Origin of the sequence: Actinokineospora diospyrosa (assembly GCF_024171925.1) — a bacterium.
GTDB lineage: Bacteria > Actinomycetota > Actinomycetes > Mycobacteriales > Pseudonocardiaceae > Actinokineospora > Actinokineospora diospyrosa.
Window position 1 is genome coordinate 13,019 of sequence record NZ_JAMTCO010000001.1, and the last position, 25,851, is coordinate 38,869.

Here is a 25,851-nt window from a genome sequence, read left to right on the forward strand (position 1 = left end):
AATCAACGCCCTGTGGACAAGCGAACCCGTTGTGGACAACCACAACCAGCCCCACAAGATCATCTGCCACAAGAGCCCCCGATATACAGCCTACCGAGAACGCCCGACACAACGGGAGCAGCGAGCAGCAGCCTGTGGACAACAGAAAGCGTTGTGGACAACCACCCGCAGGCGTGGTCGATAACCACCCGCCAGCCCACTAAACCCAGCGCCAGCTCCCACAAAGCCACTGGCGCCATCTACTCAACCAACCCAGACCCGCGCACGAACAAAACCCGCGCTAGAACGCCGCCAACCGCTCCCGCAACGTGTCCAGGCCCATCGCGCCCATCTCCAGGGCGTCCTGGTGGAACGACTTCAGGTCGAACGCGTCGCCTCGGCGGGCTCGTACCTCGTCCCGGGCCTGCAACCACAGCCGCTCACCGAGCTTGTACGTCGGGGCCTGTCCCGGCCAGCCCAGGTAGCGGTCGATCTCGTCGTGCACGTGGGTCGGGTCGGTGATGGTGCGGGTGAGCATGAACTCCAGGCCGAGCTCCGGGGTCCACCGCTCGCCGGGGTGGAAGCCGTGGCCGGTCGGGATCTGCAGCTTGAGGTGCATGCCGATGTCGACGATCACCCGGGCGGCGCGGAAGAGGTGCGCGTCGAGCATGCCCAGCAGGTCGCCGTCGTCGGAGAGGTAGCCGAACTCGCGCATGAGCCGTTCGGCGTAGAGCGCCCAGCCCTCGCCGTAGGCGGGGACCCAGGCGAGCAGGCGCTGGAACTTGTTGAGGCTGGCCGCCTGGTTGACCGCGGTGGCGATCTGCAGGTGGTGGCCGGGAACGCCCTCGTGGTAGACGGTGGTGACCTCGCGCCAGGTGGAGAAGTCCTCGCGGTCGGCGGGCACCGACCACCACATGCGGCCCGGCCTGGTCCAGTCGTCGGTGGGGCCGGTGTAGTACGCGCCGACGCTGCCGCCGGGTGGGGCGATGCGGCACTCCAGGCGCATCAACGGGTCCGGGATCTCGAAGTGCACGCCGCGCAGGTCGGCCAGGGCCTGGTCGGAGAGCCGCTGCATCCACTCCTCGAGCGCCTTCTGCCCGCGCACCTGGTACCGCGGGTCGGCGTCGAGCAGGGCGGCGGCCTCGGCGGCGCTCGCCCCCGGGGAGATCCGGTTGGCGACCTCCTTCATCTCCGCCTCGAGCCGGGTGAACTCGGCCCAGCCCCACTCGTAGGCCTCGTGCAGGTCCAGCCGGGCGCCGGTGAACTCGCGCGACCACAACCGGTACCGGTCCTCGCCGACGGCGTCCTCGGTGGGCGCCTTGGCGGCGAGCTCGCCGGTGAGGAACTCGGCCAACCCGGCGTACGCGCCGGAGGCGGCAGCGGCGGCGGTGTCCAGGTCGGTGCGCAGCCCGCCCTCGACGTCGGCCCCGGCGACCATGTCGGTGAAGAACGAGGCGGCCCAGGTGCGGCACTGGTCGGCGACCTTGGTGACCTGGCGCAGCGCGGCGACGTCGCCCTTGGCGGCGGCCGCGCGCAGCGACTCCTGGTAGCCCGCGAGCGCGGCGGGGACCCGACCGAGCCGGGCGGCGATGGCGGCCCAGTCCTCGGCGGTGTCGTTGGGCATCAGGTCGAACACCTGCCGCACGTCCTGCGCGGGCGAGGCGATCACGTTCAGCTCGGCCAGCCGCTCCCCGGCCTCGAACAGCTCGACCTGCAGCCCGACCCGCTCGGTGAAGACGGCCTTGGCGTTGGCCTCACCGGCGTCGACCGGCTCGACCCCGCGGAGGGCGGCGAGTCCGGCCTTGGCCAGGTTCCCGCGCTCGCTCACCCCGTCGGGGGACAGGTCCGGCAGGTCGCGCTCACCACCCGCGACGCCGAGCAGGGTCGCCATGATCGGGTCGGCCGCGGCGATGTCGTCGACGTAGCGGTCGCTGAGCTGGTGCACGCCGTCGTGCGGGGAGGACGCCATGGTGGCCCACGTTACCCAACCGCGGGCGGTACCCAACAGTCGGCGGCGGGCGCGGTGGACGGGTACGGCAGGATGGCCGGGTGCACCAGGCCACACAACACCCCCGATCCGGTTTGCGCAGGTGGGCGGCCCTGCTCGCGCTCACCCTGCTGGCGCTGCTGACCCTGTCGGGGTGCGTGCGGGTGCAGGCCGCGCTCGCGGTGTCCGAGGACGACCTGGTCTCCGGCCAGCTCGTGGTCGCGCAGGTGGCGATCAAGCAGGGCGACAGCGGGCCCGCGCTGACGATCCCGCCGGAGCTCAAGGGCAAGGTCCGCGCGCAGAGCTACACCGCGGACGGGTACGTGGGGCAGACGGTGTCCTTCCAGGGCCTGTCCTTCGCGGAGATCACCGTGCTCAGCGACGCGATCACCGCGGGCAAGCAGTACCGGCTCAGCTTCCGCCGCTCGGGTGACCTGGTGACGATGGGCGGGTCGGTCGACCTGACCGAGCTGCCCGCCGACCGCGCCGACATCCAGGTGAAGGTGACCTTCCCCGGCAAGATCACCCGGACCAACGGCATCAACGACAACGGCACGGTCACCTGGAAGCCCAAGCCGGGCGCGGTGACCGAGTTCGACGCGGCGGTCCAGTACACCGACAAATCCGGCGTCTCGTGGACCAAGTGGGTCACCATCGTGGGGGCGTCGGCGATCGGGGTGGCTCTGCTGGTGCTCGCCCTGGCGTTCTTCACCCACCGCCGCTCGGTACGCGCCGCAGGCCCGCCGACCGTTCGCCGCTACTAGATCTATTCCTCCCACCACCCGCCCCCTCTTCCCCGCCCGGCATCGTCCCCGGCCTGAGGGGGCCTCCTCCTACCCGACCGGGCGAGCCGATCAGGTTCTGGCGGGTACCAGCCCCAGGCGGTTGACGACTTCCTTCGTCGCCTTGGACCGGTTGAACGTGTAGAAGTGCAGGCACGACACACCCTCGGCCAGCAGCCGCTGGCTGACCTCGGTGGCCAGGTCGATGCCCGCGGCGCGGAACGACTTGGGGTCGGTGTGCGGCTCCAGCAGCGCGGCGATGCGCGCCGGGACCGGTGCGCCGGACAGCTCGATGGTCTTGGCGAGGGTCTTGCGGGTGGTGATCGGCATGATCCCGGGCAGCAGGTCGGCGTCGCAGCCGCGGGCGGCCACCCGGTCGCGCAGCCGCAGGAAGTCCTCGGGCTCGAAGAACAGCTGGGCGATGGCGAAGTCGGCGCCCGCCTGGAACTTGCGCACCAGGTTGTCGGTGTCGGCGTCGAGGTCGTTCGAGCGCGGGTGGCCGTAGGGGAACGCGGCGACGCCGACGCAGAAGTCGCCGAGTTCGCGGACCAGCCGGACCAGCTCGTCGGCGTAGTGCAGGCCCTGCGGGTGGGCGACCCACTCGCCGTTGGGGTCGCCGGGCGGGTCGCCGCGCAGGGCCAGGATGTTGCGGATGCCCAGGGCGGCGTACCAGCCGATCACGTTGCGCAGCTCGGCGATGGAGTGGTCGACGGCGGTCAGGTGGGCCATCGACACCAGGGTGGTCTCCCTGGCGACCCGGCCGGTCGTGCGGATCGTGCGGTCGCGGCTGGACCCCCCGGCGCCATAGGTGACGGACACGAACGCCGGGTCCAGGCCCTCGAGCTCGCGGATGGCGTTCCACAGCCGCTGCTCGTCCGCGGCGTCGCGCGGTGGCATGAACTCCACCGAGAACACCGGCCTGTCCACCCGGATGCGGTGCACCACGGTCGTCATGCGCCCCAGCCTAGCGAAGTCCCGGCCCGTGGAACGCCGTTCTCACCCGATGGACCAGACCACGTCCTGGCGGGGGGTGCCGGTCACAGTGGCCGACCCCCGGCTGCCCGCCGCGGCGCGGCGCGGCGGACCATAGGCGGGTGCGGCGGACCCAGGTGATCGACAATTCCATGGACGGGGCGCTGGCGGTACACGTCGAGCGGGCCCTGTCCGATTATCTCGCGGGCAGGCACGCCGGGATGGCCGAGATGGCGCCGTCGTTCGGGTCGGCGGTCGAGTCGCTGGCCTCGTTCGTGCTCGGCGGCGGCAAGCGGATCCGGCCGACGTTCGCCTGGTGGGGCTGGCGCGGCGCGGGTGGCGCGGGCTCGGGCGCCGACGCCGAGGCGGTGCTGCGCGCGGTGAGCGCGCTGGAGCTGATCCAGGCGTGCGCGCTGGTGCACGACGACCTGATGGACGACTCGGCGGTGCGCAGGGGCAAGCCGACCGTGCACGTCGAGTTCGCCGCCCGCCACCGCGAGCGCGGCTGGCTGGGCACCTCGGAGCGCTTCGGCGCCGCGGCCGCGATCCTGCTCGGCGACCTGGCGCTGGCCTGGGCCGACGACATGTACGTCAGCGCGGCGCTGCCCCCGGCGCGGCGGGCGGCGGCGCTGGTGCCGTGGCAGGCGATGCGCGCGGAGATGCTGGCCGGGCAGTACCTGGACGTGCTGACCCAGGCCAGGGGCGACGAGTCGGCCGAGGCGGCGCTGAGCGTGGCGCGGATGAAGACCGCCGCCTACACGGTGGAGCGGCCGCTGCACATGGGGGCGGCGCTGGCCGGGGCGGACGAGCGGGTGACCGGGGCGCTGCGGGCCTTCGGCGCCGACATCGGGGTCGCCTTCCAGCTGCGCGACGACCTGCTGGGCATGTACGGCGACACGGACGTGACCGGCAAGCCCGCCGGGGACGACCTGCGCGAGGGCAAGCGGACGCTGCTGATGTCGGTCGGCCTGCGCCGGGCGGACGCGGCGGAGCGGGCCGGGGACGCGGCGGTGCTGCGGTCGGCGCTGGGTGACGAGAACCTCGATTCGGCGACCGTCGAACGTGTGCGTGCGCTGTTGGTCGACGTGGGCGCGGTGGCCGAGGTGGAGGGCCGGATCGGTGAGTTGACCGACTCGGCGATGCTGGCGCTGACCGGGGTCGAGTTGGCCGAGCCCGCGGGCGAGGTGTTGGCCGGGTTGGCCGTCAGCGCGACCAAGCGGGCCAGCTAGCGGTGGGCGGCACCCGGGTGCTGCCCGGTCGCACCGACCACGTCGTGGTCATCGGCGCGGGCCTGGCCGGGCTGTCCGCGGCGCTGCACCTGGCGGGCGCGGGCCGTGAGGTGACCGTCCTGGAGGCCGCCGCGGTGCCGGGCGGGCGGGTGCGCCGGGAGCGGATGGGCGCCTACACCGTCGACACCGGCGCGACCGTCCTCACGATGCCCGAGCTGGTCGAGGAGGCATTGGCCGCGGTCGGCGCCTCCCTTGACCTGGACCTTGTGCCGCTGGACCCGGCGTACCGGGCGCACTTCGCCGACGGCAGCACGATCCACGTGCACACCGCGGCCGAGGCGATGGCCGAGGAGGTGCGCCGGGTCGCAGGCCCGCGCGAGGCGGCGGGCTACCTGCGGCTGCGGGCCTGGCTGACCGAGCTGTACCGGGTGCAGCGGGACCGGTTCATCGGCGCCAACCTCGACTCCCCGTTCGACCTGCTCAGCCCCGAGTTGGCGCGGCTGGCGGCGCTGGGCGGCTTCGGCAGGCTCGGCCCGGCGGTGGCCAGGTACCTGTCTGACGAGCGGCTGCGCAGGCTGTTCACGTTCCAGTCCCTCTACGCGGGGGTCGCGCCGAGCCGGGCGTTGGCGGCGTACGCGGTCATCGCCTACATGGACACGGTCGCGGGGGTCTACTTCCCGCGCGGGAGCACCGGTGGCCGCGCGGGTGGGGTTGGCGCGGTGGCCGAGCGGATGGCGGAAGCAGCAGGTCGGGCGGGGGTGCGGTTCCGGTACTCGACGAGCGCGGCGTGGCTGGAGCGGGTCGGCAGCCGGGTGCGGGCGGTGCGGACGACCGGCGGTGAGCGGGTCCCCTGTGACGCCGTCGTGGTGACCGCCGACCTGCCCGCCGCCTACGGGTTGCTCGGGGTGAGCCCGTGGCGACCACTGCGGGTGCGCTACTCCCCGTCAGCGGTGGTCCTGCACACGGGTGTCACCCGATCCTGGGATGCCCTGGCGCACCACACGATCTCCTTCGGGGCCGCCTGGGAGCGCACCTTCGACGAGGTCACCCGGCGCGGCTCGCTGATGGGCGACCCGTCGCTGCTGATCACCCGGCCGACCGCGACCGACCCGGGCATGGCACCCGCGGGCGGGCAGCAGGTGTCGGTGCTGGCCCCGGTGCCGAACCTGCGCACCGGCCCGATCGACTGGCCGCGGATCGGGCCGATCTACCGCGACGAACTGCTACGGGTGCTCGAGCGGCGCGGTCTGAGCGGCTTCTCCGACGCCGTCGAGGTCGAGCGGTTGATCACCCCGGCCGACTGGGCCGCGGCCGGGCTGGCCGAGGGCACGCCGTTCTCGGTCGCGCACACGTTCACCCAAACAGGTCCGTTCCGGCCGCGGAACCTGGTGCCCGGTGTGGACAACGTGGTGTTGGCCGGGTGCGGCACCACACCGGGGGTGGGCATCCCGCCGGTGCTGGTCTCCGGGCGGTTGGCCGCGCTGCGGGTGACCGGCAGCAACGGGGTGGGCGCGGCCGGGCGGCGTCGATCCGTGAGCGGGCTGTGAGGCTATCTTTGGTTCCTGGCCACCCAGTGCCGCGATAATCCGCGCGGTGGGCGGGTGGCGGACGGGGAGCTGCGAGATGCGCTGGGCAGGTTGGCGGAGGACGGCACGCGGCCGGGCGGTGCCGCTCGCGGCCCTGGGGCTCGGCGTGCTGGTGGCCGCGGCGGGCTGCAGCAACGCGGTGCCGGGGACGCCGGTCGCCACCGAGATCGCCGCGCCGACCAGTGCCGCCTCGGCCGTGCAGTCGCTCGACGACCTCGGCGAGGCCGGGCTGCTGCGCTTCCAGGGCACGCTGACCTCGGCGTCGGACGACCCGGTCCAGTTCGACCTCAAGGCGGCCAGCGGCGGGGAGATCAGCGGGGCGCTGAACGTCAACGGCAAGGCCGCCTCGGTGCTGGTGCTCGAGCGCGGCACCTACCTCAAGGCGGCGGCGGACTTCTGGTCGACGCTGTCGGGGGTCGGCAACGCGGAGAGCAAGGGCACGGCGGTGGCCGATCGGTGGGTGAAGGTGCCCGGCGGCCTGATCGGCATGGAGCTGGCCGACGTGTTCACCCCGGAGTCGATGAGCCAGTTCCTGGTGGTCGACACGGACAAGGCCGAGGAGGCCGACCAGCCGCTGACCGACCGGCGCCCCACCGACCTGGCCGGGACCAAGGCGTTCCGGGTGCCGCTGGTCAACGGCGCGGTGTACCTCGCGGAGGCGGCGCCGCACGGCGTGCTGAAGATCGAGCTGGACTCCGCCGGGCAGTCCGCGACGACGACGGTGAAGAAGCTGACCACCACGGTCACCGACGTGACCGCCGAGGTCGCGAAGTTCTACCAGGACGTGACGACCGAGGCCGGTGCGCTGACCGCGCCGGTGGACGTGCTGAACACGGTGCAGGAGAGCGGACACACCTTTGAAGGCTGCGGCGCGGCGAGCTGCTCGATCGTCGTGAGTTTCACCAACAGCACCAAAGCGGCGGTTCGGGTGTCGGTGCGCGGCAACTGGCAGGGTGACAGCGCGCCACTAGGGGCGTGCGAGGTGCTGGCTGGCCCGGTAGCGCCAGGTCAGCCAGGTAGCGCTACCTGCACGCTGTCCAGTCAGGAGTGGGTGCAGTTCTTCGCCCGCGCGAACTCGGTGCCGGGCAACCACCCTTACAGCGTCGAGTGGTCGACAGTCGTGCTGGCCGACGCTCCGGACCTGACAAAGGTGACTGCGCTGTCGAAGGCCGCGCCCGCCGACGCCAAGGCCCGGTTGACCGACGGTTCGCATTTCGTATTCTCGATCGGCTACGCGGGCAAGAAGGTCTGGAAGTACGGAGTGACCGGCAAGCACTGGGCGGACCGGGCAGACCGGCAGCTCGCGGTGTGCATGGGTGTGACCGGCTCGGTGTGCCGGGTGGACCTGGTGACCGCGACCAGCGACGCGGGTTCGGCGTACGGGCTGCTTAAGCAACTGGTCGACGCTTATCGCAGCGCCGACGGGGCATGCCCGGTGGGGCAATGGGCGGGGTGCGCGCGCTGACCCCGCTACAGGCGGCCTACGCGGGTAGTCGGGAGATCAACGCCAGCCACGGCCGCACGTACTTCCTGGCGACCCGGCTGCTCCCACCCGCGCGGCGTCCCGCAGTGCACGCGCTCTATGGGTTCGCGCGGGTGGCCGATGAGCTTGTGGACAACCCCGGGCTTGATCCTGCCGGTGACCTCTTGGCTTTAGAACGCGCCTTGAAGGATGCCTTCGACGGCGGGCCTACCGAGGAGCCGGTGTTGTTGGCACTAGCCGACACCGTGCGGCGTTTCGGCATCGACCGGGACCTGTTCGGGGCGTTCTTGCAGTCGATGCGGATGGATCTCACGGTCACCGACTACGCCGACCAGGACGAGTTGGCGGAGTACACGCACGGGTCCGCCGCGGTCATCGGACTGATGTTGCTGCCGGTACTGGGGACAGTGTCACCGCCATCGGAAGCCGCTCCCTACGCGTCAGCCCTGGGCGAAGCCTTCCAGCTAACCAACTTCCTACGCGACGTCGGCGAGGACCTCGACCGGGGACGGATCTACCTGCCCGCTGATCACCTCGCCGCTTTCGGTGTCGACCGGGAGCGGCTCACGTGGGCGCGCGTGCACGGGCCTGACCGCGCGGTCCGGCGGGCAATGGCGCATTTCGCGGCGCTGGCACACGCGACCTACCGGGCCGCCGAGCCCGGAATCGCCCTGCTGGACCCGGTGTCGCGCCCATGCGTTGCCACAGCGGCACAGCTCTACCGGGCCATCCTGGACGAGATCGCAGCCGCCAACTACAACGTACTGACCCGACGGGCAGTCGTACCCGCCAGGCGCAGAGCAGCGATAGCGCTACCCGGAGCCGCCCGGTGCGTCCTGGCACGACTGGCCGGTAGAGCTACCTAGTGGCGCGTTGGCTCTACCCGCCCACGACCAACGTTCAGAGTCGAGCCACTAAGCGCCCGGGCACGCTCCGCCCCGGCGGGAAGTAGGCCCACCGGGGCAGGGAGCGATGGCGCTACCGGGAGTCGGCTGGCGCGACTGGCCGGTAGGGCTACCTAGAAGGCGAGTGCCTGGGCGCGCCGCTTGACCTCGCGGCCGCGGTCGCCGCGTAGTGCGTCGATCGGGCGGCCGGGGAGGGTGTCGTCGGCGGTGAACAGCCACCGCATCACCTCGTCCGGGCTGAACCCGGAGTCGTTGAGCACGGTGATCGTGCCGGGCAGACCCTTGACCACCTCGCCCGCGTCGGTGAGGAACTCGGCGGGCACCACCAGGACGCCCTTGCGCCGCACGGCGAGCAGGTGGTGGTCGCGCAGGGCCTGGTGCACCCGGGTGATCGGCTGGGCGAGGCGGTCGGCGACATCGGGCAGCGGCAGCACCGGCACGTCGGGGTCGAGGACGTCGGCGGCCGCGGGGATTGAGCTCACAGCCCACAACGATGCCACATCGGCCGCGGGTGGGCAGTCGACCACCCGCCGGGCCGTCGCGGTGCTCGATCACCACCGGCGGCGGGTTGGCCACACATCTGCGGGGGTCGGCACGCGCGGCCGGTCGGCTCCGTACGATCCACCCTTGTGGAGGACAAGGAGTCGGCTCTGGTCGGGGCACTGCTGGAGCAGCGCTACCGGGTGGACGCACCGCTGGCGCGGGGCGGCATGTCGGCGGTCTACCGCGGCCTGGACACCCGGCTGGACCGGCCGGTCGCCATCAAGGTGATGGACGCCCGCTTCGCCGACGACAAGACCTTCGTCGAGCGGTTCGAGCGGGAGGCGCGTTCGGCGGCCCGGATCCATCACCCGAACGTGGTGGCGGTGCACGACCAGGGCCTCGACGGCGCCCACGTGTACCTGGTGATGGAGCTGGTCAGCGGCGGCACCCTGCGCGACCTGCTCACCGAGCGCACCACGCTGCCGGTCCCGCTGGCCGTGGCGATCATGGAGCCGGTGCTCTCGGCGCTGGCGGCCGCGCACCGGGCTGGCCTGATCCACCGCGACGTCAAGCCGGAGAACGTGCTGATCGGTACCGGCGGCATCGTCAAGGTCGCCGACTTCGGCCTGGTCCGCGCCATCTCCAGCGTCGGCACCACCAAGAGCAGCGTCATCCTCGGCACCGTCGCCTACCTGTCGCCGGAGCAGGTGACCACCGGGACGGCCACCGCCCGCGGCGACGTGTACTCGGCGGGGATCGTGCTCTACGAGGCCCTCACCGGCTCCCCGCCCTACCACGGCGACAACGCCCTCTCGGTCGCCTACCGGCACGTCAACGACGACGTCCCGCCGCCGAGCGCGACCGTGCCGGGCATCCCGCCGATGCTCGACGAGCTGGTCGTGCGCGCCACCCGCCGCGACCCGGCCGCCCGCCCCGCCGACGGCGCCGCGTTCCTCGCGGAGTTGCAGCAGGTGCGCGCCGCGCTGTCGCTGCCGCGGATGCGCGTGCCGATCCCCCAGGTCAGCCCGGTCGACGAGACCGTCGCGGTCACCCCGCCCGCGGCCCCGTCCGGCCCGACGCACGCCGCGGTCGAGGACATCAACGCGCTGGACCCGGAGGAGACGGTCAAGGTCCCGCTGGCCGCGATCACCGCCGCCGAGGCGACCGTGCAGACCCAGCAGCCCCCCGCGCAGGCCACCGTCATGCGCCCGGTCCCCGGCTTCTCCGCGGCGGGCCCCCAGGGCACCCGCGCCATGCTCCGGTCCGACCTGGAACGCGTGATCGACTCCGCCGCCCAGGCCGGTCCCCCCTCGGCGCCGTTCCCCGCGCCGAGCCCGCCCCCGGCCCCCGAACCCAACCCCACCCGCAGGCTGGTCCTGCTCAGCGTCATCGGCGTCCTGGTGATCGGCCTGCTCGCCACCGGCATCTGGTGGTTCTCCAGCGGCCGCTACACCGAGGTCCCCACCCTGGCGGGCAAGGACTCCGAGACCGCCCAACAACTGATCCGCGGCGCGGACCTCAACCCGAACATCACCACCATCCGCGACAACGAGGTCGAGGCGGGCCTGGTCATCAGCACCAACCCCACCGCGGGCGCCGAAGCCCTGCGCGGCGACCAGGTGAACCTCGTCATCTCCTCCGGCAAACCCGTGGTCCCCGACGTCCGCCCCGGCGCCACCCGCGACGAGGCCGAACGGCAGATCGGCACCGAAGAACTCCAGGCAGCGGTGGACGACTCGCGCAACGTCCACGACGAACAGATCCCGCTCGGCCGTGTGGTGAAGCTGGACCCGCCCTCGGGGACGCGCATGCAGCTCAACGAGCGGGTCCTGATCGTGCTCAGCAAGGGACCAGCGCCAAAACAGGTCCCAGACGTACGCGGCAAGACCCGCGACGAGGCCTTCCAGGCGTTGACACAGGCCGGATTCGAACCGGTCGACGGCCCACAGGAGTTCTCCGCAGACGTCGACAGCGGCCGAGTAGTGCGAACAGACCCCGGCGCAGGCACGAAGATCGAGGCCTCGGCCGCTAAGCGCGTCTCGGTAGTGGTGTCCTCGGCAGTGACAGTGCCAGACCTGTCCCAGCGCCCGGTGGCAGAGGCACAGGCAATGCTGCAACAGCTGGGCTTGGTGCTAGAACTACAGCCGTTCTCGAACCAAAACGGACGGGTGTTCAGCCAGGGCCCACCTGCGGGGACGAAGGTGCGCAAGGGAGACAAGGTCTCGGTGTTCGCCTGGTAGGCAGGCACTGGACGCTATCCACAACGCCTTCCGCTGTCCACAGGCTGCTACTCGCTACTCCCGTCGTGTCGGGCGTTCTCGGTAGGCTGTATATCGGGGGCTCCTGCGGCGGATGATCTTGCGGGGCCTGGTTGTGGGTTTGGTTGTCCACAACAGATTCACTTGTCCACAGAGCGCTGGTCGTCGCTCCCGTTGTGTCGGTGTGCGGCGGTAAGCTGTGTATTTGGGGGCTTTCGATCAGGTTGATCTTGGCGTAGACCGGGGTTGGGAGTGCGGGGCAAGGGATTCGGGCCTCCGCCTCCGCCTCCGCCTCCGCCTCCGGTGAACGGCTCGCCTTCGGCATTGCATCTGATCCGCGACAATGCGAAAAGCTCGATGGGGCGAACTTGTTTTGCGCGGGGCCCCTACAACACCCGACGCAGAACCGCAAAGCAGGGGCCCAAAAGCAGGCCCTGCCGCGCGGAAACGCTACGGGTGTTGTCCCCCCACGCAAAACAAGTCCGCCCCATCGAGCCGGCCTGGCACCAGCGACTCCGACTGTCCAGGCGCTGGGCTGGCAGGGCAGACGAGAGCGGGCTGGGCTGACACCGCCAGGTCCGAGTGTCCAGGCGCTGAGCAGGTGGGCTGAGGCGGACCTGACGGGGGCTGGGGTGGCACCAACGGTTTCCTGGTGTCCAGGGGCTGGGCCGGTGGTGTGGGGGCGGACCTGACGGCAGTCAGGTTGGCGCCAGCGGCTCCGAGGAGCAGCGGGGTTGGCCAGGTGGGCTGGGGCGGATCTGACGGAAACGGGGGTAGCACTTCGGCGTTCGAGTGTCTCTGTGGTCGGCAATGCTGTCGGAGTAGGGCGGCGGGGTTGGTGCCGCTTGCTCCTGGAGTCCAGTGGCTGGCACCACGGTTTCCCCGGTGGCTGGGTTGGGGCCGGGGATTCCGCTAGTTCGGGTCGGTCAGCGGCAGGGCTCGGCCGAGGACGCCGAAGGGGCGGGGGTCGCCTGCGAATTGGTAGTCGCGGAGGACGTCGGTGAAGGACAGTTTGCGGTAGAGGTTCCAGGCCCTGGATGGGCCTTCGGGGGTTGAGAGCAGCACGTGTGCGTTAGGCGTGCCCGCGACCAGCCTGCGGACCAGTTCGCCGCCGATGCCTTGGCCTTGGGTGTCTGGGCGCACGTGCAGTTCGGTCAGCTCAAAATAGTCGTCCATCCACCGCTCGGCCACGTCCAGGCCGTGGCGTTCGGTGACGCCGCGTTTGACCTGTTCGTGCCACCACTGGCCGGGGGCGCCCTGGTAGCCGTAGGCGATGCCCGCCATGCGGTCGTCGGTGTCGAACGCGGCCACGCAGCGCCAGCCGATCCGCAGCATGTGCGCCAGCCACATCGGGGCGCGCTGCTCGGCGGTGCCCTTGGGGTAGTTCATGGCGGTCACGTACAGGGTCAGCGCATCGCGCAGGCGGCTCCGCAGCTCGTCGCCGCTCAGTTCGGCGAAGCGGGCGACGCGGGGTTCTGGAGCGGCGGTCACGAGAACGGATCATCCTCCTCGACGCCCACCCGCGCAGCTGTGCCCCCGGTGAGGGTCACCAGATCGGCGTAGGTGGTGGGGAACACCGACTTCGGGTGGCCCGCCGCGGCCCAGACCGCCGGGTAGCGCTCCAGGTGGCTGTCGACCAGGGTGCGCAGCGGCTCGGGGTGCCCGATCGGGGCGACGCCGCCGATGGCCTGACCAGTGTGTTCGCGGACGAACGCCGGGTCTGCCTTACGCACCTCGGTGGCCCCGACCAGCTCGGCGAGCTTGCCCGTGTCGGCGCGGTGATCGCCGGAGGTCAGGACCAACAGCGGTTCGCCGTCCGCGATGAAGACGAGACTGTTGGCTATAGCGCCCACCGGTATGCCCAACGCCGCCGCTGCCGCCGCGGCGGTGCGGACGTCGTCGTCGAGGAACCGGATTCCGGCGGCGGCCTCGGGCAGTCCTGCCGCGCGCAGGGCGTCCGCTATCGCGGCGACCCCGCGGTGCTCGAGTGTGCTCACCGCTCCATCACACCACCCGCTCCCGGGTGACGCCCACCTGCCCGCCAGGGTCACACCGAACTCTGCTTGAACCCCGTCCCACCACGGGTTACGCTGACTTTGTTCGAACATAGGTTCGAACACGGCCCGGTGGTGGGGCGGGGGAAGCGCCTCACCGCCGGGCACCGCCGGCTTCCCCTCGGCGGGTTCGTCGCAGTCGTGCGTGACGTCTCGATCGGGAGGAGGCCCTTGATGACCAGCACACTGGACTTCCCCGTCACCCAGGCACCACCGGCCGCCGCGGTGGCCCTGCTCGGGCAGGCCGAGCGCGGGTTCGCCGCGGTGTCGGAGCGGGCAACGCCCGCGCACCTGTTCACCGAGTCGTACCTGTGCGCGCTGCGCGCCGCGGCGGCGCTGCTGGCCGCCCGCGGTCGCCCGCACCGGGGTCGGGCCAAGCCGACCAGCGTGTGGACGCTGCTGGCCGCGGTGGCCCCGGAGATGCGCGAGTGGGCGGCGCACTTCGCCGCCTGCTCGGCCACCCGCGCCGCGGTGCAGGCGGGCATCACCAGCCGGGTCGGCCCCCGCGCCGCCGAGGACCTGCACCGGCAGGCGGCCGAGTTCATCGGCCTGGTGCACCGCGCCGTGCACGGCACCCGGCGGTGACCGCGCTGATCGAAGCCGACCGGCTGCTCGACGTCCTGGAGACCGAGACCACCCTGCTCGCCGCGGCCACGGTGGGCGCCGACCCGGACCGCCCGGTCCCCGGCTGCCCCGGCCTCACCGCCGGGGAGACCGCCCGCCACCTGGGCAGCGTCTACCGGATGGCCCTCACCTGGATCCGCACCGGCGACCGCCCCACCCGCTGGCAGCGCCAACCGCTCGACGGTGAGCCCTTGGAGCACTACCTGCGAGACGGTCTACGCGCCTTGCTCGGTGAACTGGAGTCACACCCACCCGACGCCTCTTGTCCTACCTGGCACCCCGAGAACCAGACCTACGGCTTCTGGCGCCGCCGCATGGCCCACGAGGCGACGGTCCACCGGATCGATGTGCAAGGCGCTGTCGGTGAACCGATCACCCCGGTGCCGGAGGACGTCGCTGTGGACGGCGTGGACGAAGTGCTGACGCTCTGGTTCACCCACCGCCTCGCGGTGCTGGGCGTATCAGGCACCCGCGCGACAACGGTGGCGGTTAGAACCGCGGGCCACACCTGGCTGGCCGAAGTGACCACAGATAGGACTACCGCCTCACCCGCACCCCTCTTGTCCGCCGAATCGGCAGCGGCAACGGTGACCGGGCCACCACAAGAGCTCTACCTATGGCTATGGGGCCGCAGCGCCGTCTTCAGCTCAGCAGTAGAACGAGAAGGAGATCTCGACGCCCTGACCCAACTCTGGGCCCTCCTGCGCCTCGCCACCCGCTAGCCCCGCCACCGCGCCGCGCACCCCGCTCGCGGCGCGGTGGCGGATCCACAAAGGACTGGGGTAGGGGTTCGCGCGGCCGCGTGCGGGTGGTGGGAAAAGCACGCGCCGATGCCGGTGGGCCGGGAGGACTACGGTGTCGGACATGCCCACCCGCCTGGCGAGCCTCGTGATCGATGCGACCGACCCGGCGGCCGCTGCCCAGTTCTGGTACATCATGCTCGGCGGCACCGCCACTCCCGGTCGCGGCGGTTGTCACCGCCTTGTCGCCCCTGACCTGGGGGGTTGTGGGCTGGACCTGGCCTTCGTGCCGCAGCGCTGGGACAAGGCGGCGAAGAACCGGATCCACCTGGACCTGGCCACCGAGAGCCCGCACGAGTACCAGGTGCTGACCTCCCTGGCCGCCGACGTCGGGGCGGTCGAGGTCAACGTCGGGCAGGGGCCGGGGGTGCCGTGGACGGTGTTCCGGGACCCGGCGGGCAACGAGTTCTGCATCCTGGAACCGGGCGACCTCTACCACCACACCGGGCCGCTGGCCGCGCTCGTCGTCGACGCCGCCGACCCCACCCGCCTGGCGACGTTCTGGTCCGCGGCGACCGGGTGGCCGCTGGTGCACACCGAGGAGAACTCGGCGGCGCTGCGGGCCAGTGAGCGCTCCGGGCCGTGGATCGAGTTCCTGCGCGTGCCCGACCCGCGCCGCGGTCCCAACCGCATCCGGCTCACCCTCGCCGCCACCGACGACGAGGCCGACACCAGCCACCTGATCACCCAGGGCGCCACCCACCGCGACGGCGTCTTCCACGACCCGGAGGGCAACGAGTTCCGGCTCGTCCCCACGCGCGTGTCGACCTGAGCCACCGGTGCAGCGGAACCCACCGCCCACCCCGTCTGGGGAGCAGCGGCCGAAAGGGTGGGGGATGGGGTTCGACGAGTACGTGCGGGACCGCGGGCAGGCACTGCTGCGGTTCGCGTACCTGCTCACCGGCGACCAGCACCTCGCGGAGGACCTGGTGCAGACCGCGCTGCTCAAGGCGCACAGCCGCTGGCGCCGGGTCGTCGCGGCCGATCACCCCGACGCCTACCTGCGCCGGATCGTGGTGAACGCGCACGTCGACTTCCGGCGCAGGCGCTCGAGCACCGAGGTCCCGCTGCGCCCCGGTGACGCCTGGTTCGAGTCCGCGAGCTCCGCCGACCACGCCGACGGGGTCGCCGCGCGCGCCCAGACGTGGGGCGCGCTGGCCGCCCTGCCACCGCGGCAGCGGGCGGTGCTGGTGCTGCGGTTCTACGAGGACCGCGACGACCGCTCCATCGCCGAGCTGCTCGGCTGCGCGGAGAGCACAGTGCGCTCGCAGGCGTCGCGCGCGTTGAGCAGTCTGCGGGCGACCTGGGCCGAGCCGAAGGAGTCCACCGGTGAGTAGCGGGGAGGGCGCGATGGACGAGGTGGAGCGGCGGTTGCGCTCGACCTTCACCGAGCAGGCGGCCGCGGTGGCGGGTGAGGACCTGCTGTTCGCGGTCCACCAGCGGCTCCGCAGACGCCGGGTCACGCGCCTGGTGTCCGCCGCCGCGGTCGTGCTGCTCGCCCTGATCGGCGGCGGCGTCGCGCTCCGCGTCGGCACCGAGTCCACCACGAGCACCGCGGCGGGGGCGATCGCGCCACCCGCCGCCGGGCTGACGGGCACCTGGGAACCGGTGTCGATCGTGGGCGACTCCCAGGCCCAACCCGCGCTCCGCCCCCAACCACCCCTGATCCGCTTCGCCCCGGACGGCCGCTGGACGGCCTCCGACGGCTGCAACGCCTCCCAGGGCCGCTACACCGCAGGCGGCACCTCGTTCACCGCCACACCCGAGGGCGGCACGACCTACATCGCGTGCGCCAACGTCCCCAACCAGGCCGTGCTGACCGCCGCCGCCACCTACCAACTCCAAGGCGACAACCTGACCTTCTACGACGCCGCGGGCAAAGCGCTGGGCACCTACCGGCGAGCGGGCTGACGCACCGGCAGTTCGGTGGGCTTTCAGCGGGAAACGGTCACCTGCACTAGCGTCCAGGCATGCCGACCCGCTTGGTCAACGTCGTGGTGGACGCCGCTGATCCGCCTGCCTTAGCGCGCTTCTGGGCCGATCTGCTGGGCTGGGCGGCGACGCAGGCCGACAGCGGCGAGGTCGACGTGTCCGCGCCGCCGGAGGACGGCTGGTGGATGGACCTGGTGTTCGTCCCGGTGGTCGAGCCCAAGCGGGTCAAGAACCGGGTGCACCTGGACCTGTCCAGCCACTCCCCGACCGACCAGGACGCCACCGTCCGCCGGGCCCTCAGCCTGGGCGCGGTCCCGGTCGAACTGGGCCAGGGCGCCGTGCCGTGGGTGGTCCTGGCCGACCCCGAGGGCAACGAGTTCTGCGTCCTGGAACCCCGCCCCGAATACGCCACCACCGGCGCCATAGCCGCCATCGTCGTCGACGCCGCGAACCCCAGCGCCCAAGCCACCTTCTGGGCAGCCGCCACCACCCTGCGCATAGTCCGTGACGAGCCCGGCTTCGCCTCACTGCACGCCAACGACCACCACGGCCCCTGGCTGGAGTTCCTCCGCATCGACGACCCCAAGATCACCAAGAACCGCCTCCACCTGGACATCGCCCCCCACCCCGGCGAAGACCAACACCAGGCCGTCGCCCGCCTCCGCTCGCTGGGCGCGACCCCCGTCAACATCGGCCAAGCAGACGCCCCCTGGGTCGTGCTGACCGATCCCGAAGGCAACGAGTTCTGCGTCCTCACCCCCCGCTGACCCCTTCACCCCCACAGCTGGCCGCCTCAGAAGCGCCAATGCCAGGCCCCGGCAACCAGAGCGCCTTCGCTTTCCCCAGAAGTCACCGGTGTTCAGAACACCCTCGACTCCGACCACTGGACACTCAGTAGCCGCAGGCCATTCACTCCGACCCCACACTCCTCGGAAGCCGTGGTTGTCACCCGGGCGCCCTACTCCCGACCGCCCAAGCCCAGCCACTGGACACCAAGAAACCGTCGGTACCAGCCCAGCCCCGTCAGGTCCGGCCTCAGCCCACCTGGCCAGCCATTGGGCTGGAGGAAGTCGTTGGTGCCAGCCCGACTTCCATCAGGCCCGCCCCAGCCCACCTGCTCAGTCCGTAGACACTCGGACCGTCGGTGCCATCCCGCCCCCGCCAGGTCCGCCTCAGCCCGTCTGCTCAGCGCGTGGACAGTCGGAGTCGCTGGTGTCAGCCCGACTTCCATCAGGTCCGCCCCAGCCCACAGTGCCAGCCCCTGGACACTCGGACCCGTCGGTGCCAACTGGCCTTCCGTCAGGTCTGCCCCAACCCACCTGCTCAGCCCTGGACACTCGGAACGGCCGGTGCCATCCCAGCCCGCTCTCGGCTGCCCTGCCAACCCAGCACCTGGACAGTCGGACTCGCTGGTGCCAACTGCTCGATGGGGCGGACTTGTTTTGCGTGGGGGGACAACACCCGTAGCGTTTCCTCGCGGCAGGGCCAGTCTTTTCGGCCCCTGCTTTGCGGACCTGCCACGGGTGTTGTAGAGGCCCCACGCAAAACAAGTTCGCCCCATCGAGCTTGTCGCATTGTCGCGGATCAGATGCAATGCCGAAGGCGAGCCGTTTACCGGAGCCGAAGGCGGAGGCCCGAATCTCTTGCCCCGCATCCCCAGCAACGGCTGACGTCAAGATCAACCTGATCGAAAGCCCCAAATACACAGCTTACCGAAGCACGCCGACAACCGGGAGCGTCAAGCAACAGCCTGTGGACAACCAGAACCGTTGTGGGCAACCGCCCGCCACAATTGGCACCGCAAGATCATCTGCCGCGAGAGGCCCCCGATGTATAGCTTACCGTGCACCGCCGACAAACCGGCAGTAGTGACCGGCGCCCTGTGGGCAACTGAAGGCGTTGTGGACAATCGCTCAGTAAGCGGCCCTCAAGCTCGCAATCGCAATCCTTTGGGGGTGGCTCGGAAACCGGCATCTCGCAGGACTGCCGCTAGGGCGGAGGTCAATGCCACCTCTCCGTCTGCTTTCTCTACCGACAAGCTCCCCAACCACCCCTCCCGGACGGCCCTTGATAGCGCGCCGGCGCCTGCGCGGAGCAATGTGTCGTTGTCGGTGAAGGAAAGTAGGGTCTTTCCTCCGCGTTCTACGTAGATCACGGGTACTCCATCGACGAGTACGGCGAGGGCGCCTGCTTTGCGGGCGGGGCGGTGTTTGCCTTCGCCGACGGGGGCGGGCCAGTCGAGGGCGGCGCCGTAGGGCTGGGCGGGGTCGGCTGCGGCTAGGACTACTGCGTCATGGGTGGGGGTTGGTGTGGCGGGGTGTTGCAGGCTTGCGGGGATGGGCCAGCCTTCGGCGACTACTACGTCGGGTTGGGGGGTGGGGGTGTCCGGGCGGGACAGGGCTCGTAGGCGATCTACTGCGCCTCGGGCGGCGAATTGGGCGGCGCCTAGGCCTTCTACGACGTAGCCGCGGATGATTTGGCCGGAGTCTTCCATGGCGCGTAGCACCTTGTAGACGCCGCTGAATCCGCCTACGACGCGTTCGGTGTCTAGGGCGCCGCGAGTGAGGACGCCGTGTCGCTCTAGGAATGCCTCGGCGCGGGCGTGTGCTCGGCGAGTGGGGTCTTCTTCGCGTGGTATGACCAAGGACCAGCGGCCGCCCACGGTCGGCGGGCCTGTGCGGCTTGGCATGACGGGGCGTGCGGTGCGCAGGCGGGCGTACCGGCCGCGTGGGGGAGTGCGGCGTGGTTTGTGGGTGGCGCCCTTGCCTGCGACTAGGGCCCGTAGGGGCGCGATTGTGTCGTTGGTGACGAGGCCGCCCCACACTAGGTCCCACAGGGCGGTCACTACGTCCGGGTCGTCCGGGGCCTCTGCGCCGCCGTCGAGGAGGACGGCGCTGGTTCGGTCGACGATCTGGCGGAAGAATAGAGCGCCACTGTCCAAAGAAGACAGGACTGCCGTGTGCAGCGGGGTGTCGGGGACGGCTTCCTCCACCTCCGGTAGCAATAGATCCGCCACATCCGTTGGTGCCAAGGCGATCCAACCGTCGCCACCAGCCAAGGAACCGCTACCGCACCAGGTAACCTCGCCTGCCGCTGTCAGCTCATCTAGCAGCGCGGGCGTGTACCCCGGCAACCGCGCAGGCAGGATCAACGACTCCACCGCGCTTGCAGGCAACGGTGCCCCTGCCAGCTGCTCCACCACCGACAGCACATCGTCTGCGGTTGGGGCTGACCGCAACCGGCGGCCAATCCCGTGCCAGCTCGGCAAGAACCGACCCAGCGCGGCAGGCTCAACCGGCTCGACTTCGGCCCGCAGCCGGGCCAGCGATGCCCGGCGCAATCGGCGCAGCACCTCGGCGTCGCAGTACTCGGTGTGCGTGCCGCCCGGTCGCAACTCACCGCGCACCAACCTGCCGGACCCCGCGAGCCGCTCCAACACCCCCGTCACCACCGACACGCCCAGCCCGAACCGGGTTGCCGCCTCCGAGGCTGGAAACGGACCGTGCGTGCGGGCGTACCGGGCCAGCAGGTCGCCGACCGGGTCCGCCACCGGCTCGGTGAACGCCTCCGGCACCCCCACCGGCAACGCCGTCCCCAAGGCGTCGCGGACCCGTCCGGCGTCCTCGATCGCGATGAAGCGTTCCTCTCCCGCGATCCGCACCCGCAACACCCGCCGCGCGTCGACCAACTCGGTCAACCACTCCGGCAGCACGCCGCGCTCGGCCGCCTCCGCCTCGGACAGATCGCCCAGGAACCGCAGCAGGTCGGCGGTGTCCTCGGCGTGCCTGGCGTGCCGCTTGGGGTCCAGCCGCTGCAGCGACCGCTCCACCTCGGCCAGCACCTCGGGGTCGAGCAGTTCGCGGATCGCCTCCGACCCGAGCAACTCGGCCAGCAGGGCGCTGTCGAGCGACAGCGCGGCCGCCCGCCGCTCCGCCAGCGGCACGTCCACCCCGTAGAGGAACATGCCCACGTACCCGAACAGCAGGCTGCGCGCGAACGGCGACGCCGACGGGGTCTCCACCTCGACCACCCGCACCCGCCTGGCTCGCACGTCCGACATCAACTCCCGCAGCCCGGCCACGTCGTAGACGTCCTGCAGGCACTCCCGCATGGCCTCCAGCACCACCGGGAACTGCTCGTACTTCGCCGCGACCGACAGCAGTTGCGCCGACCGCTGCCGCTGCTGCCACAGCGGGGTCCGCCGCCGGGGATCGCGCCGGGGCAGCAACAACGACCGCGCCGCGCACTCGCGGAACCGGGACGCGAACAGCGCCGACCCGCCCACCTCGGCGACCACGACCTGCTCGACCTCCTCCGGGTCCAGCAGCACGTCCTCGACCCCGGCCACCACCTCTTGGCCGCTGTCGTCGACCGCGTCCGGCAGCCGCACCACGATCCCGTCGTCGGAGTGCGCGATCTGCGCGTCCACCCCGCGCCGCTCCCGCAGCCGCGCCCCGATCGCCAACGCCCACGGCGCGTTCACCTGCGCCCCGAACGGCGAGTGCACCACCAGCCGCCAGTCGCCCAGTTCGTCGCGGAACCGCTCCACCAGCACGGTCCGGTCGTCGGGGATGTGCCGGGTCGCCTCCCGCTGCTCGCCCAGGTACGCCAGCAGGTTGTCGGTCGCCCACTCGTCCAGCCCGGCCGTCGCGGCCCGCGCCCGCGCCGCCGGTTCGTCCACAGCGGACAGTTCGCGGACGAACGCGCCCAGCGCCCGACCCAGCTCCAGCGGCCGTCCCGGCGCATCGCCCTTCCAGAACGGCATCCGCGCGGGCTCACCCGGCGCAGGCGTGACGATCACCCGGTCGTGGGTGATGTCCTGCACCCGCCACGCCGAGGTGCCCAGCAGGAACGTGTCGCCCACCCTGGACTCGTAGACCATCTCCTCGTCCAGCTCACCGACCCGCGACCCCGCGCCGCGCTCGTTCGGCGGTGTCATCACGGTGAACAGGCCGCGGTCGGGGATGGTGCCGCCGGAGGTGACCGCCAGCCGCTGCGCGCCGGGACGCCCGCGCAGCTCGCCGCTGATCCGGTCCCAGGTGATCCGCGGCCGCAGCTCGCCGAACTCCTCGCTCGGGTACCGGCCCGCCAGCATGTCCAGCACCGAGTACAGCGCCGAGTCCGGCAGCGACGCGTACGGCGCTGCCCGCCGCACCAGCGCGGCCAACTCGGTCACCGTCCACGGTTCCAGCGCCACCATCGCCACGACGTGCTGGGCCAGCACGTCGAGCGGGTTGCGCGGGTAGCGGACGGCCTCGATGGCCCCGCCCGCCATCCGCTCGGCGACCACCGCGCAGGACACCAGGTCGCCGCGGAACTTCGGGAACATCACCCCGCGCGAGACCGCCCCCACCTGGTGGCCCGCGCGCCCGACCCGCTGCATCCCGGCCGCCACCGTCGGCGGCGCCTCGATCTGCACCACCAGGTCGACCGCGCCCATGTCGATGCCCAGCTCCAGCGAGGAGGTCGCCACCACGCACGGCAGCCGTCCGGACTTGAGGTCCTCCTCGACCAGGGTCCGCTGCTCGCGCGACATCGACCCGTGGTGCGCTCTGGCCACCACCGGCTCGACCATCGTGGTCAGCCCGGACTGCCCGATCGCCTCGGCCGGGAACCGCGCGAGCGCCTCGGACTCCTCGCTGGCCAGTTCGTTGAGCCGCGCGGTCATCCGCTCGGCCAGCCTGCGCGAGTTGGCGAACACGATGGTCGAGCGGTGCTCGCGCACCAGCTCCAGCACCCGCTGCTCCACCATCGGCCAGATCGACGGCCGCTGCTGCGCCTCCGGCGCGTCCGGGTCGACCGGCGCCGCGGGACCCTCGCCCAGGCTCGCCATGTCCGCCACCGGCACCTCGACGCTGACCTGAACCGTTTTCGCGATCTTCGGCCGGACCAGGGTGACCGGGCGGCCACCGCAGAGGTACCCGCTGACCTCCTCCACCGGCCGCACCGTCGCCGACAACCCGATGCGCTGCGCGGGCCGCTCCAGCAGCGCGTCCAACCGCTCCAGCGACACCGCCAGGTGCGAGCCGCGCTTGGTGCCCGCCACCGCGTGCACCTCGTCGAGGATCACCGTGCGCACCCCGCGCAGCGACTCCCGCGCCGCCGAGGTCAGCAGCAGGAACAGCGACTCGGGGGTGGTGACCAGCACGTCCGGCGGCGTCCTGGCGAACGAGCGGCGCTCGTCGGCCGGGGTGTCGCCGGTGCGCGTCCCGACCGTGATGTCCGGTTCCGGCAGGTCGAGCCGGTGCGCGGCCTGCCGGATGCCCGCCAGCGGCGCGCGCAGGTTGCGCTGCACGTCCACCGCCAACGCCTTGAGCGGGGACACGTACAGCACCCGGCACCGCTTCTTGGGATCGCTGGGGACCCCCTCGTGCGCGAGCCGGTCCAGCGCCCACAGGAACGCGGCGAGCGTCTTGCCGGACCCGGTCGGCGCGACCACGAGCGCGTGCTCACCCGCCGCGGCCGCCCGCCACGCCCCGGCCTGGGCGTCGGTCGGCGCGGCGAAGGCCCCGCCGAACCAGTGCCGGGTCGGGGCGGTGAACAGGTCGAGCGCGTCGGTCGTCACGGTCCCATGGTTACCCCAGCCGACCGACAGCGCCACGACTCGGCGCGGGCTGTGGACGGCCGGGGTGCTTGTGGACAACTGCGCTCAGTGTCCATCCGGGACCTCGCCGTGTTGGCCGTGGGAGGCGGGGGCGGACCTGGGTACGGTAAGGCTCCACCCCGGGTGACCCCGCCGGGCGTGGAGATCTGGGAGACCAGGCCCGCACGGCGTGTCACGCATGGGAGCATCTGCGACGACAACCTGGGGGAAGCACGATCGGGGTTGCGTTGAGGGGAGAGCAGTGAACGTCCTGTCGGTCGATCTCGGCACGTCGAACACCGTCGCCGTGCTGTCCGCGCACGGTCGCCCGCCACGGGTGGTCGACGTCGACGGGGCCTCGATGATGCCCTCCGCGGTGTTCGCGGGTGAGGACGGCGGCCTGGTCGTCGGTCGCGACGCCGAACGGCGCGCCCGGCTCGACCCCTCCCGCTTCGAACCCAACCCCAAGCGCCGCGTCGACGAGGGCACCCTGCTGCTCGGCGACACCGTCGTCCCGGTCACCGACGCGCTGGCCGGGGTCCTGCGCCGCGTCGCCGACGAGACCTCCCGCCAGCTCGGCAACAAGAAGCCCGACGAGGTGCGGTTGACCCACCCCGCGCAGTGGGGCCCGGTGCGGCGCAACGTCCTGCTGTCGGCCGCCCGGCAGGCGGGCATGGGCTCGAACCTGGTGCTGGTCCCCGAACCGGTGGCCGCCGCCGCGCACTTCGCTTCTTTCCCCGGCCAGACCCTGGCTTCCGGACAAGCGCTCGCCGTTTACGACCTCGGTGCGGGAACCTTTGACGTCGCCATCGTCGGTGCGACGCAAAACGGATTCGTCGTACTGGCCGAGGCAGGCCTACCGGACCTCGGTGGCTTGGACGTCGACCAAGCGCTCTTGGAACACGTGGGCCGTCAGGTCTCCCACCGCGACCCGGCCGCTTGGCAGCGCCTGCTGCGTCCCGAGTCCACCGGCGACCGGCGGGCCCAACGCGCGCTGCGTGAGGACGTGAAGGCGTCCAAGGAAGCCTTGTCGCGCCACCCGCAGACCGAGGTGCCGCTACCCGAGCCGTTCGACGACGTCCTGGTGACCCGCGTAGAGCTCGAGGCGCTGATCCGCCCCGGCATGCTCCGCAGCGTCGAACTGCTCGCCGCGACGATCCGCTCCACCGGCATGAGCCCCGACCGCCTCGTCGGCATCTACCTGGTCGGCGGGTCCAGCCGGATCCCGCTGGTGGCGACGTTGATCGCCGAGCAGTTGCGGGTCGTGCCGACCAGCCTCGACCAGCCCGAGACGGCTGTCGCGCTCGGCGCGCACCACGTGCCGCAAGAGGGCATCACCATGCGCACCGGCGACATGGCCAGCACCATCGACGCCGTTCGCCGCTCCCGCGCGACCGTCCCCCCGCGTACCAGCGGCTTCAACGCCCAAGCCCCGCAAGCGCCCCAGGCCCCGCAGACGAGCGCCACCCCGGCGCAGCAGTTCCCCCAGTCCGGCCCCCAGCGCGTCCAGGGCCCGCCGTCGCGCCCGATCCCGGTCCAGGCCCCGCCGTCGGCCCCGATCCCCGTGCAGAGCCCCCCGTCGATCCCGACGCCGGTGCAGCACCAGCAGGTGCCGGCGCACCAGCCGTTACCGATCCCGGCGCAGCGGCAGAGCTCCAACAAGGTCTGGTACGTCGCCACCGCGATCATCGCCGTGGTGGTGGTCGGCATCGTCAGCGTCATCATCGCCACCTCCGGTGGCTCCAGCCTCGCCGCGGACTGCACCGACAAGACGACCGACGAGCAGGGGTTCACCCCGTGCATGCGCGAGGTCGCCGGGTCGGTCTCCGACCACAACTGCGAAGCGGGCATGGACATCAACGGCAGCCAACCCACCCCGGGGGCGATCGCCGTGACCTGCAAGCCCGACAACGGCTATTACGTCCTCTACCACCAGTTCACCTCCGAGGACCTGGTCGAGGCCAACATCGACGCGGCGTTCACCACCGTCAACATCGACGGGACGGTCGGCGACTGGGACGGCGGGGGGATGAGCGGCAAGTACCACTACGCCGACATCGGTGGGGGTACCGGTCTGCTCATGTTCTCCGTCTCCGGCACACCGATCATGGGGACGGTCATGGCGCTGTCCGGCTCCGACGACCTGGTCGGCTTCTTCAACGACCACGTCAAGCCCGGCAGCGGTACCTGATCC

Annotated in this window: 19 protein-coding genes; 13 read left to right on the top strand and 6 right to left on the bottom strand. The window is 71.6% G+C overall.

Features of this window, described 5'->3' with window-relative positions; all coding sequences use genetic code 11:
- Positions 1 to 280 precede the first annotated feature (280 nt).
- Positions 281 to 1,948 (bottom strand): DUF885 domain-containing protein, encoded by a 1,668-nt coding sequence (locus LV75_RS00065; RefSeq protein ID WP_253884471.1) that lies wholly within the window; start codon positions 1,946 to 1,948, stop codon positions 281 to 283.
- Positions 1,949 to 2,028: 80 nt separating this feature from the next.
- Between LV75_RS00065 and LV75_RS00070 the strand changes: the two genes are divergently transcribed.
- Entirely contained in the window at positions 2,029 to 2,730 is a 702-nt protein-coding gene (locus LV75_RS00070) for an LppM family (lipo)protein (RefSeq protein ID WP_253884472.1), read from the top strand.
- Between the two features lie 90 nt (positions 2,731 to 2,820).
- Here the strand turns inward: LV75_RS00070 and LV75_RS00075 are convergent, their stop codons facing one another.
- Positions 2,821 to 3,702 (bottom strand): methylenetetrahydrofolate reductase, encoded by an 882-nt coding sequence (locus tag LV75_RS00075; protein ID WP_253884474.1) that lies wholly within the window; start codon positions 3,700 to 3,702, stop codon positions 2,821 to 2,823.
- A gap of 170 nt (positions 3,703 to 3,872) precedes the next feature.
- On the opposite strand from LV75_RS00075, the gene LV75_RS00080 reads away from it, so the two are divergent.
- From LV75_RS00080 to LV75_RS00095, 4 genes are all read left to right on the top strand, one after another.
- A complete protein-coding gene (locus LV75_RS00080; protein WP_253884981.1) occupies positions 3,873 to 4,949 on the top strand; it encodes a polyprenyl synthetase family protein in 1,077 nt (358 codons plus the stop codon).
- 2 nt (positions 4,950 to 4,951) lie between these two features.
- Positions 4,952 to 6,496 carry a phytoene desaturase family protein gene (gene crtI / locus LV75_RS00085; protein WP_253884475.1) on the top strand — a complete coding sequence of 515 codons (1,545 nt, stop codon included), beginning with the start codon at positions 4,952 to 4,954 and terminating at the stop codon, positions 6,494 to 6,496.
- Between the two features lie 76 nt (positions 6,497 to 6,572).
- Positions 6,573 to 8,000 carry a hypothetical protein gene (locus tag LV75_RS00090; protein ID WP_253884476.1) on the top strand — a complete coding sequence of 476 codons (1,428 nt, stop codon included), beginning with the start codon at positions 6,573 to 6,575 and terminating at the stop codon, positions 7,998 to 8,000.
- Positions 7,979 to 8,884 carry a phytoene/squalene synthase family protein gene (locus tag LV75_RS00095; protein ID WP_253884477.1) on the top strand — a complete coding sequence of 302 codons (906 nt, stop codon included), beginning with the start codon at positions 7,979 to 7,981 and terminating at the stop codon, positions 8,882 to 8,884. The genes LV75_RS00090 and LV75_RS00095 overlap by 22 nt, the downstream gene beginning before the upstream one ends.
- 152 nt (positions 8,885 to 9,036) lie before the next feature.
- Here the strand turns inward: LV75_RS00095 and LV75_RS00100 are convergent, their stop codons facing one another.
- On the bottom strand, positions 9,037 to 9,405 hold the full coding sequence (locus LV75_RS00100; protein ID WP_253884478.1) for an Rv2175c family DNA-binding protein: 369 nt from the start codon (positions 9,403 to 9,405) through the stop codon (positions 9,037 to 9,039).
- Between the two features lie 147 nt (positions 9,406 to 9,552).
- Between LV75_RS00100 and LV75_RS00105 the strand changes: the two genes are divergently transcribed.
- Entirely contained in the window at positions 9,553 to 11,646 is a 2,094-nt protein-coding gene (locus tag LV75_RS00105) for a Stk1 family PASTA domain-containing Ser/Thr kinase (protein WP_253884479.1), read from the top strand.
- A 930-nt stretch (positions 11,647 to 12,576) separates the two neighbouring features.
- On the opposite strand, the gene LV75_RS00110 is transcribed toward LV75_RS00105, so the two are convergent.
- Entirely contained in the window at positions 12,577 to 13,155 is a 579-nt protein-coding gene (locus LV75_RS00110; RefSeq protein WP_253884480.1) for a GNAT family N-acetyltransferase, read from the bottom strand.
- Positions 13,152 to 13,661: a YbaK/EbsC family protein gene (locus LV75_RS00115; protein ID WP_253884481.1), complete on the bottom strand. Its 510-nt coding sequence runs from the start codon at positions 13,659 to 13,661 to the stop codon at positions 13,152 to 13,154. Before LV75_RS00115 ends, LV75_RS00110 begins: the two co-directional genes overlap by 4 nt.
- Positions 13,662 to 13,892: 231 nt before the next feature.
- Here LV75_RS00115 and LV75_RS00120 point away from each other — a divergent pair, with 231 nt between their 5' ends.
- From LV75_RS00120 to LV75_RS00145, 6 genes are all read left to right on the top strand, one after another.
- Positions 13,893 to 14,303, top strand: coding sequence for an SAV_6107 family HEPN domain-containing protein (locus LV75_RS00120; protein WP_253884482.1), 411 nt, complete (start codon positions 13,893 to 13,895; stop codon positions 14,301 to 14,303).
- Positions 14,300 to 15,064: a maleylpyruvate isomerase family mycothiol-dependent enzyme gene (locus tag LV75_RS00125; RefSeq protein WP_253884483.1), complete on the top strand. Its 765-nt coding sequence runs from the start codon at positions 14,300 to 14,302 to the stop codon at positions 15,062 to 15,064. Before LV75_RS00120 ends, LV75_RS00125 begins: the two co-directional genes overlap by 4 nt.
- A gap of 142 nt (positions 15,065 to 15,206) precedes the next feature.
- Positions 15,207 to 15,914 carry a VOC family protein gene (locus LV75_RS00130; RefSeq protein ID WP_253884484.1) on the top strand — a complete coding sequence of 236 codons (708 nt, stop codon included), beginning with the start codon at positions 15,207 to 15,209 and terminating at the stop codon, positions 15,912 to 15,914.
- 64 nt (positions 15,915 to 15,978) lie between these two features.
- Positions 15,979 to 16,479, top strand: a complete 501-nt coding sequence (locus LV75_RS00135; RefSeq protein WP_253884485.1) for a SigE family RNA polymerase sigma factor — start codon at positions 15,979 to 15,981, stop codon at positions 16,477 to 16,479.
- Positions 16,472 to 17,053, top strand: coding sequence for an META domain-containing protein (locus tag LV75_RS00140; protein WP_253884486.1), 582 nt, complete (start codon positions 16,472 to 16,474; stop codon positions 17,051 to 17,053). The genes LV75_RS00135 and LV75_RS00140 overlap by 8 nt, the downstream gene beginning before the upstream one ends.
- A 59-nt stretch (positions 17,054 to 17,112) precedes the next feature.
- The gene (locus LV75_RS00145) at positions 17,113 to 17,841 is read left to right on the top strand and encodes a VOC family protein (RefSeq protein WP_253884487.1); all 729 of its coding nucleotides are present in this window, start codon (positions 17,113 to 17,115) and stop codon (positions 17,839 to 17,841) included.
- 1,160 nt (positions 17,842 to 19,001) lie between these two features.
- On the opposite strand, the gene LV75_RS00150 is transcribed toward LV75_RS00145, so the two are convergent.
- Positions 19,002 to 23,639 carry an ATP-dependent helicase gene (locus tag LV75_RS00150; protein ID WP_253884488.1) on the bottom strand — a complete coding sequence of 1,546 codons (4,638 nt, stop codon included), beginning with the start codon at positions 23,637 to 23,639 and terminating at the stop codon, positions 19,002 to 19,004.
- 280 nt (positions 23,640 to 23,919) lie between these two features.
- On the opposite strand from LV75_RS00150, the gene LV75_RS00155 reads away from it, so the two are divergent.
- Entirely contained in the window at positions 23,920 to 25,848 is a 1,929-nt protein-coding gene (locus LV75_RS00155; RefSeq protein ID WP_253884489.1) for an Hsp70 family protein, read from the top strand.
- The last annotated feature ends 3 nt before the right edge of the window (positions 25,849 to 25,851 follow it).

Excerpts from the sequence above, each read along its gene's own strand:
- LV75_RS00065 (WP_253884471.1), bottom strand. The coding sequence starts at position 1,948 with ATGGCGTCCTCCCCGCACGACGGCGTGCACCAGCTCAGCGACCGCTAC.
- LV75_RS00075 (WP_253884474.1), bottom strand. The coding sequence starts at position 3,702 with ATGACGACCGTGGTGCACCGCATCCGGGTGGACAGGCCGGTGTTCTCG.
- LV75_RS00080 (WP_253884981.1), top strand. The coding sequence starts at position 3,873 with ATGGACGGGGCGCTGGCGGTACACGTCGAGCGGGCCCTGTCCGATTAT.
- LV75_RS00090 (WP_253884476.1), top strand. The coding sequence starts at position 6,573 with ATGCGCTGGGCAGGTTGGCGGAGGACGGCACGCGGCCGGGCGGTGCCG.
- LV75_RS00095 (WP_253884477.1), top strand. The coding sequence starts at position 7,979 with ATGGGCGGGGTGCGCGCGCTGACCCCGCTACAGGCGGCCTACGCGGGT.
- LV75_RS00120 (WP_253884482.1), top strand. The coding sequence starts at position 13,893 with ATGACCAGCACACTGGACTTCCCCGTCACCCAGGCACCACCGGCCGCC.
- LV75_RS00130 (WP_253884484.1), top strand. The coding sequence starts at position 15,207 with ATGCCCACCCGCCTGGCGAGCCTCGTGATCGATGCGACCGACCCGGCG.
- LV75_RS00135 (WP_253884485.1), top strand. The coding sequence starts at position 15,979 with ATGGGGTTCGACGAGTACGTGCGGGACCGCGGGCAGGCACTGCTGCGG.
- LV75_RS00145 (WP_253884487.1), top strand. The coding sequence starts at position 17,113 with ATGCCGACCCGCTTGGTCAACGTCGTGGTGGACGCCGCTGATCCGCCT.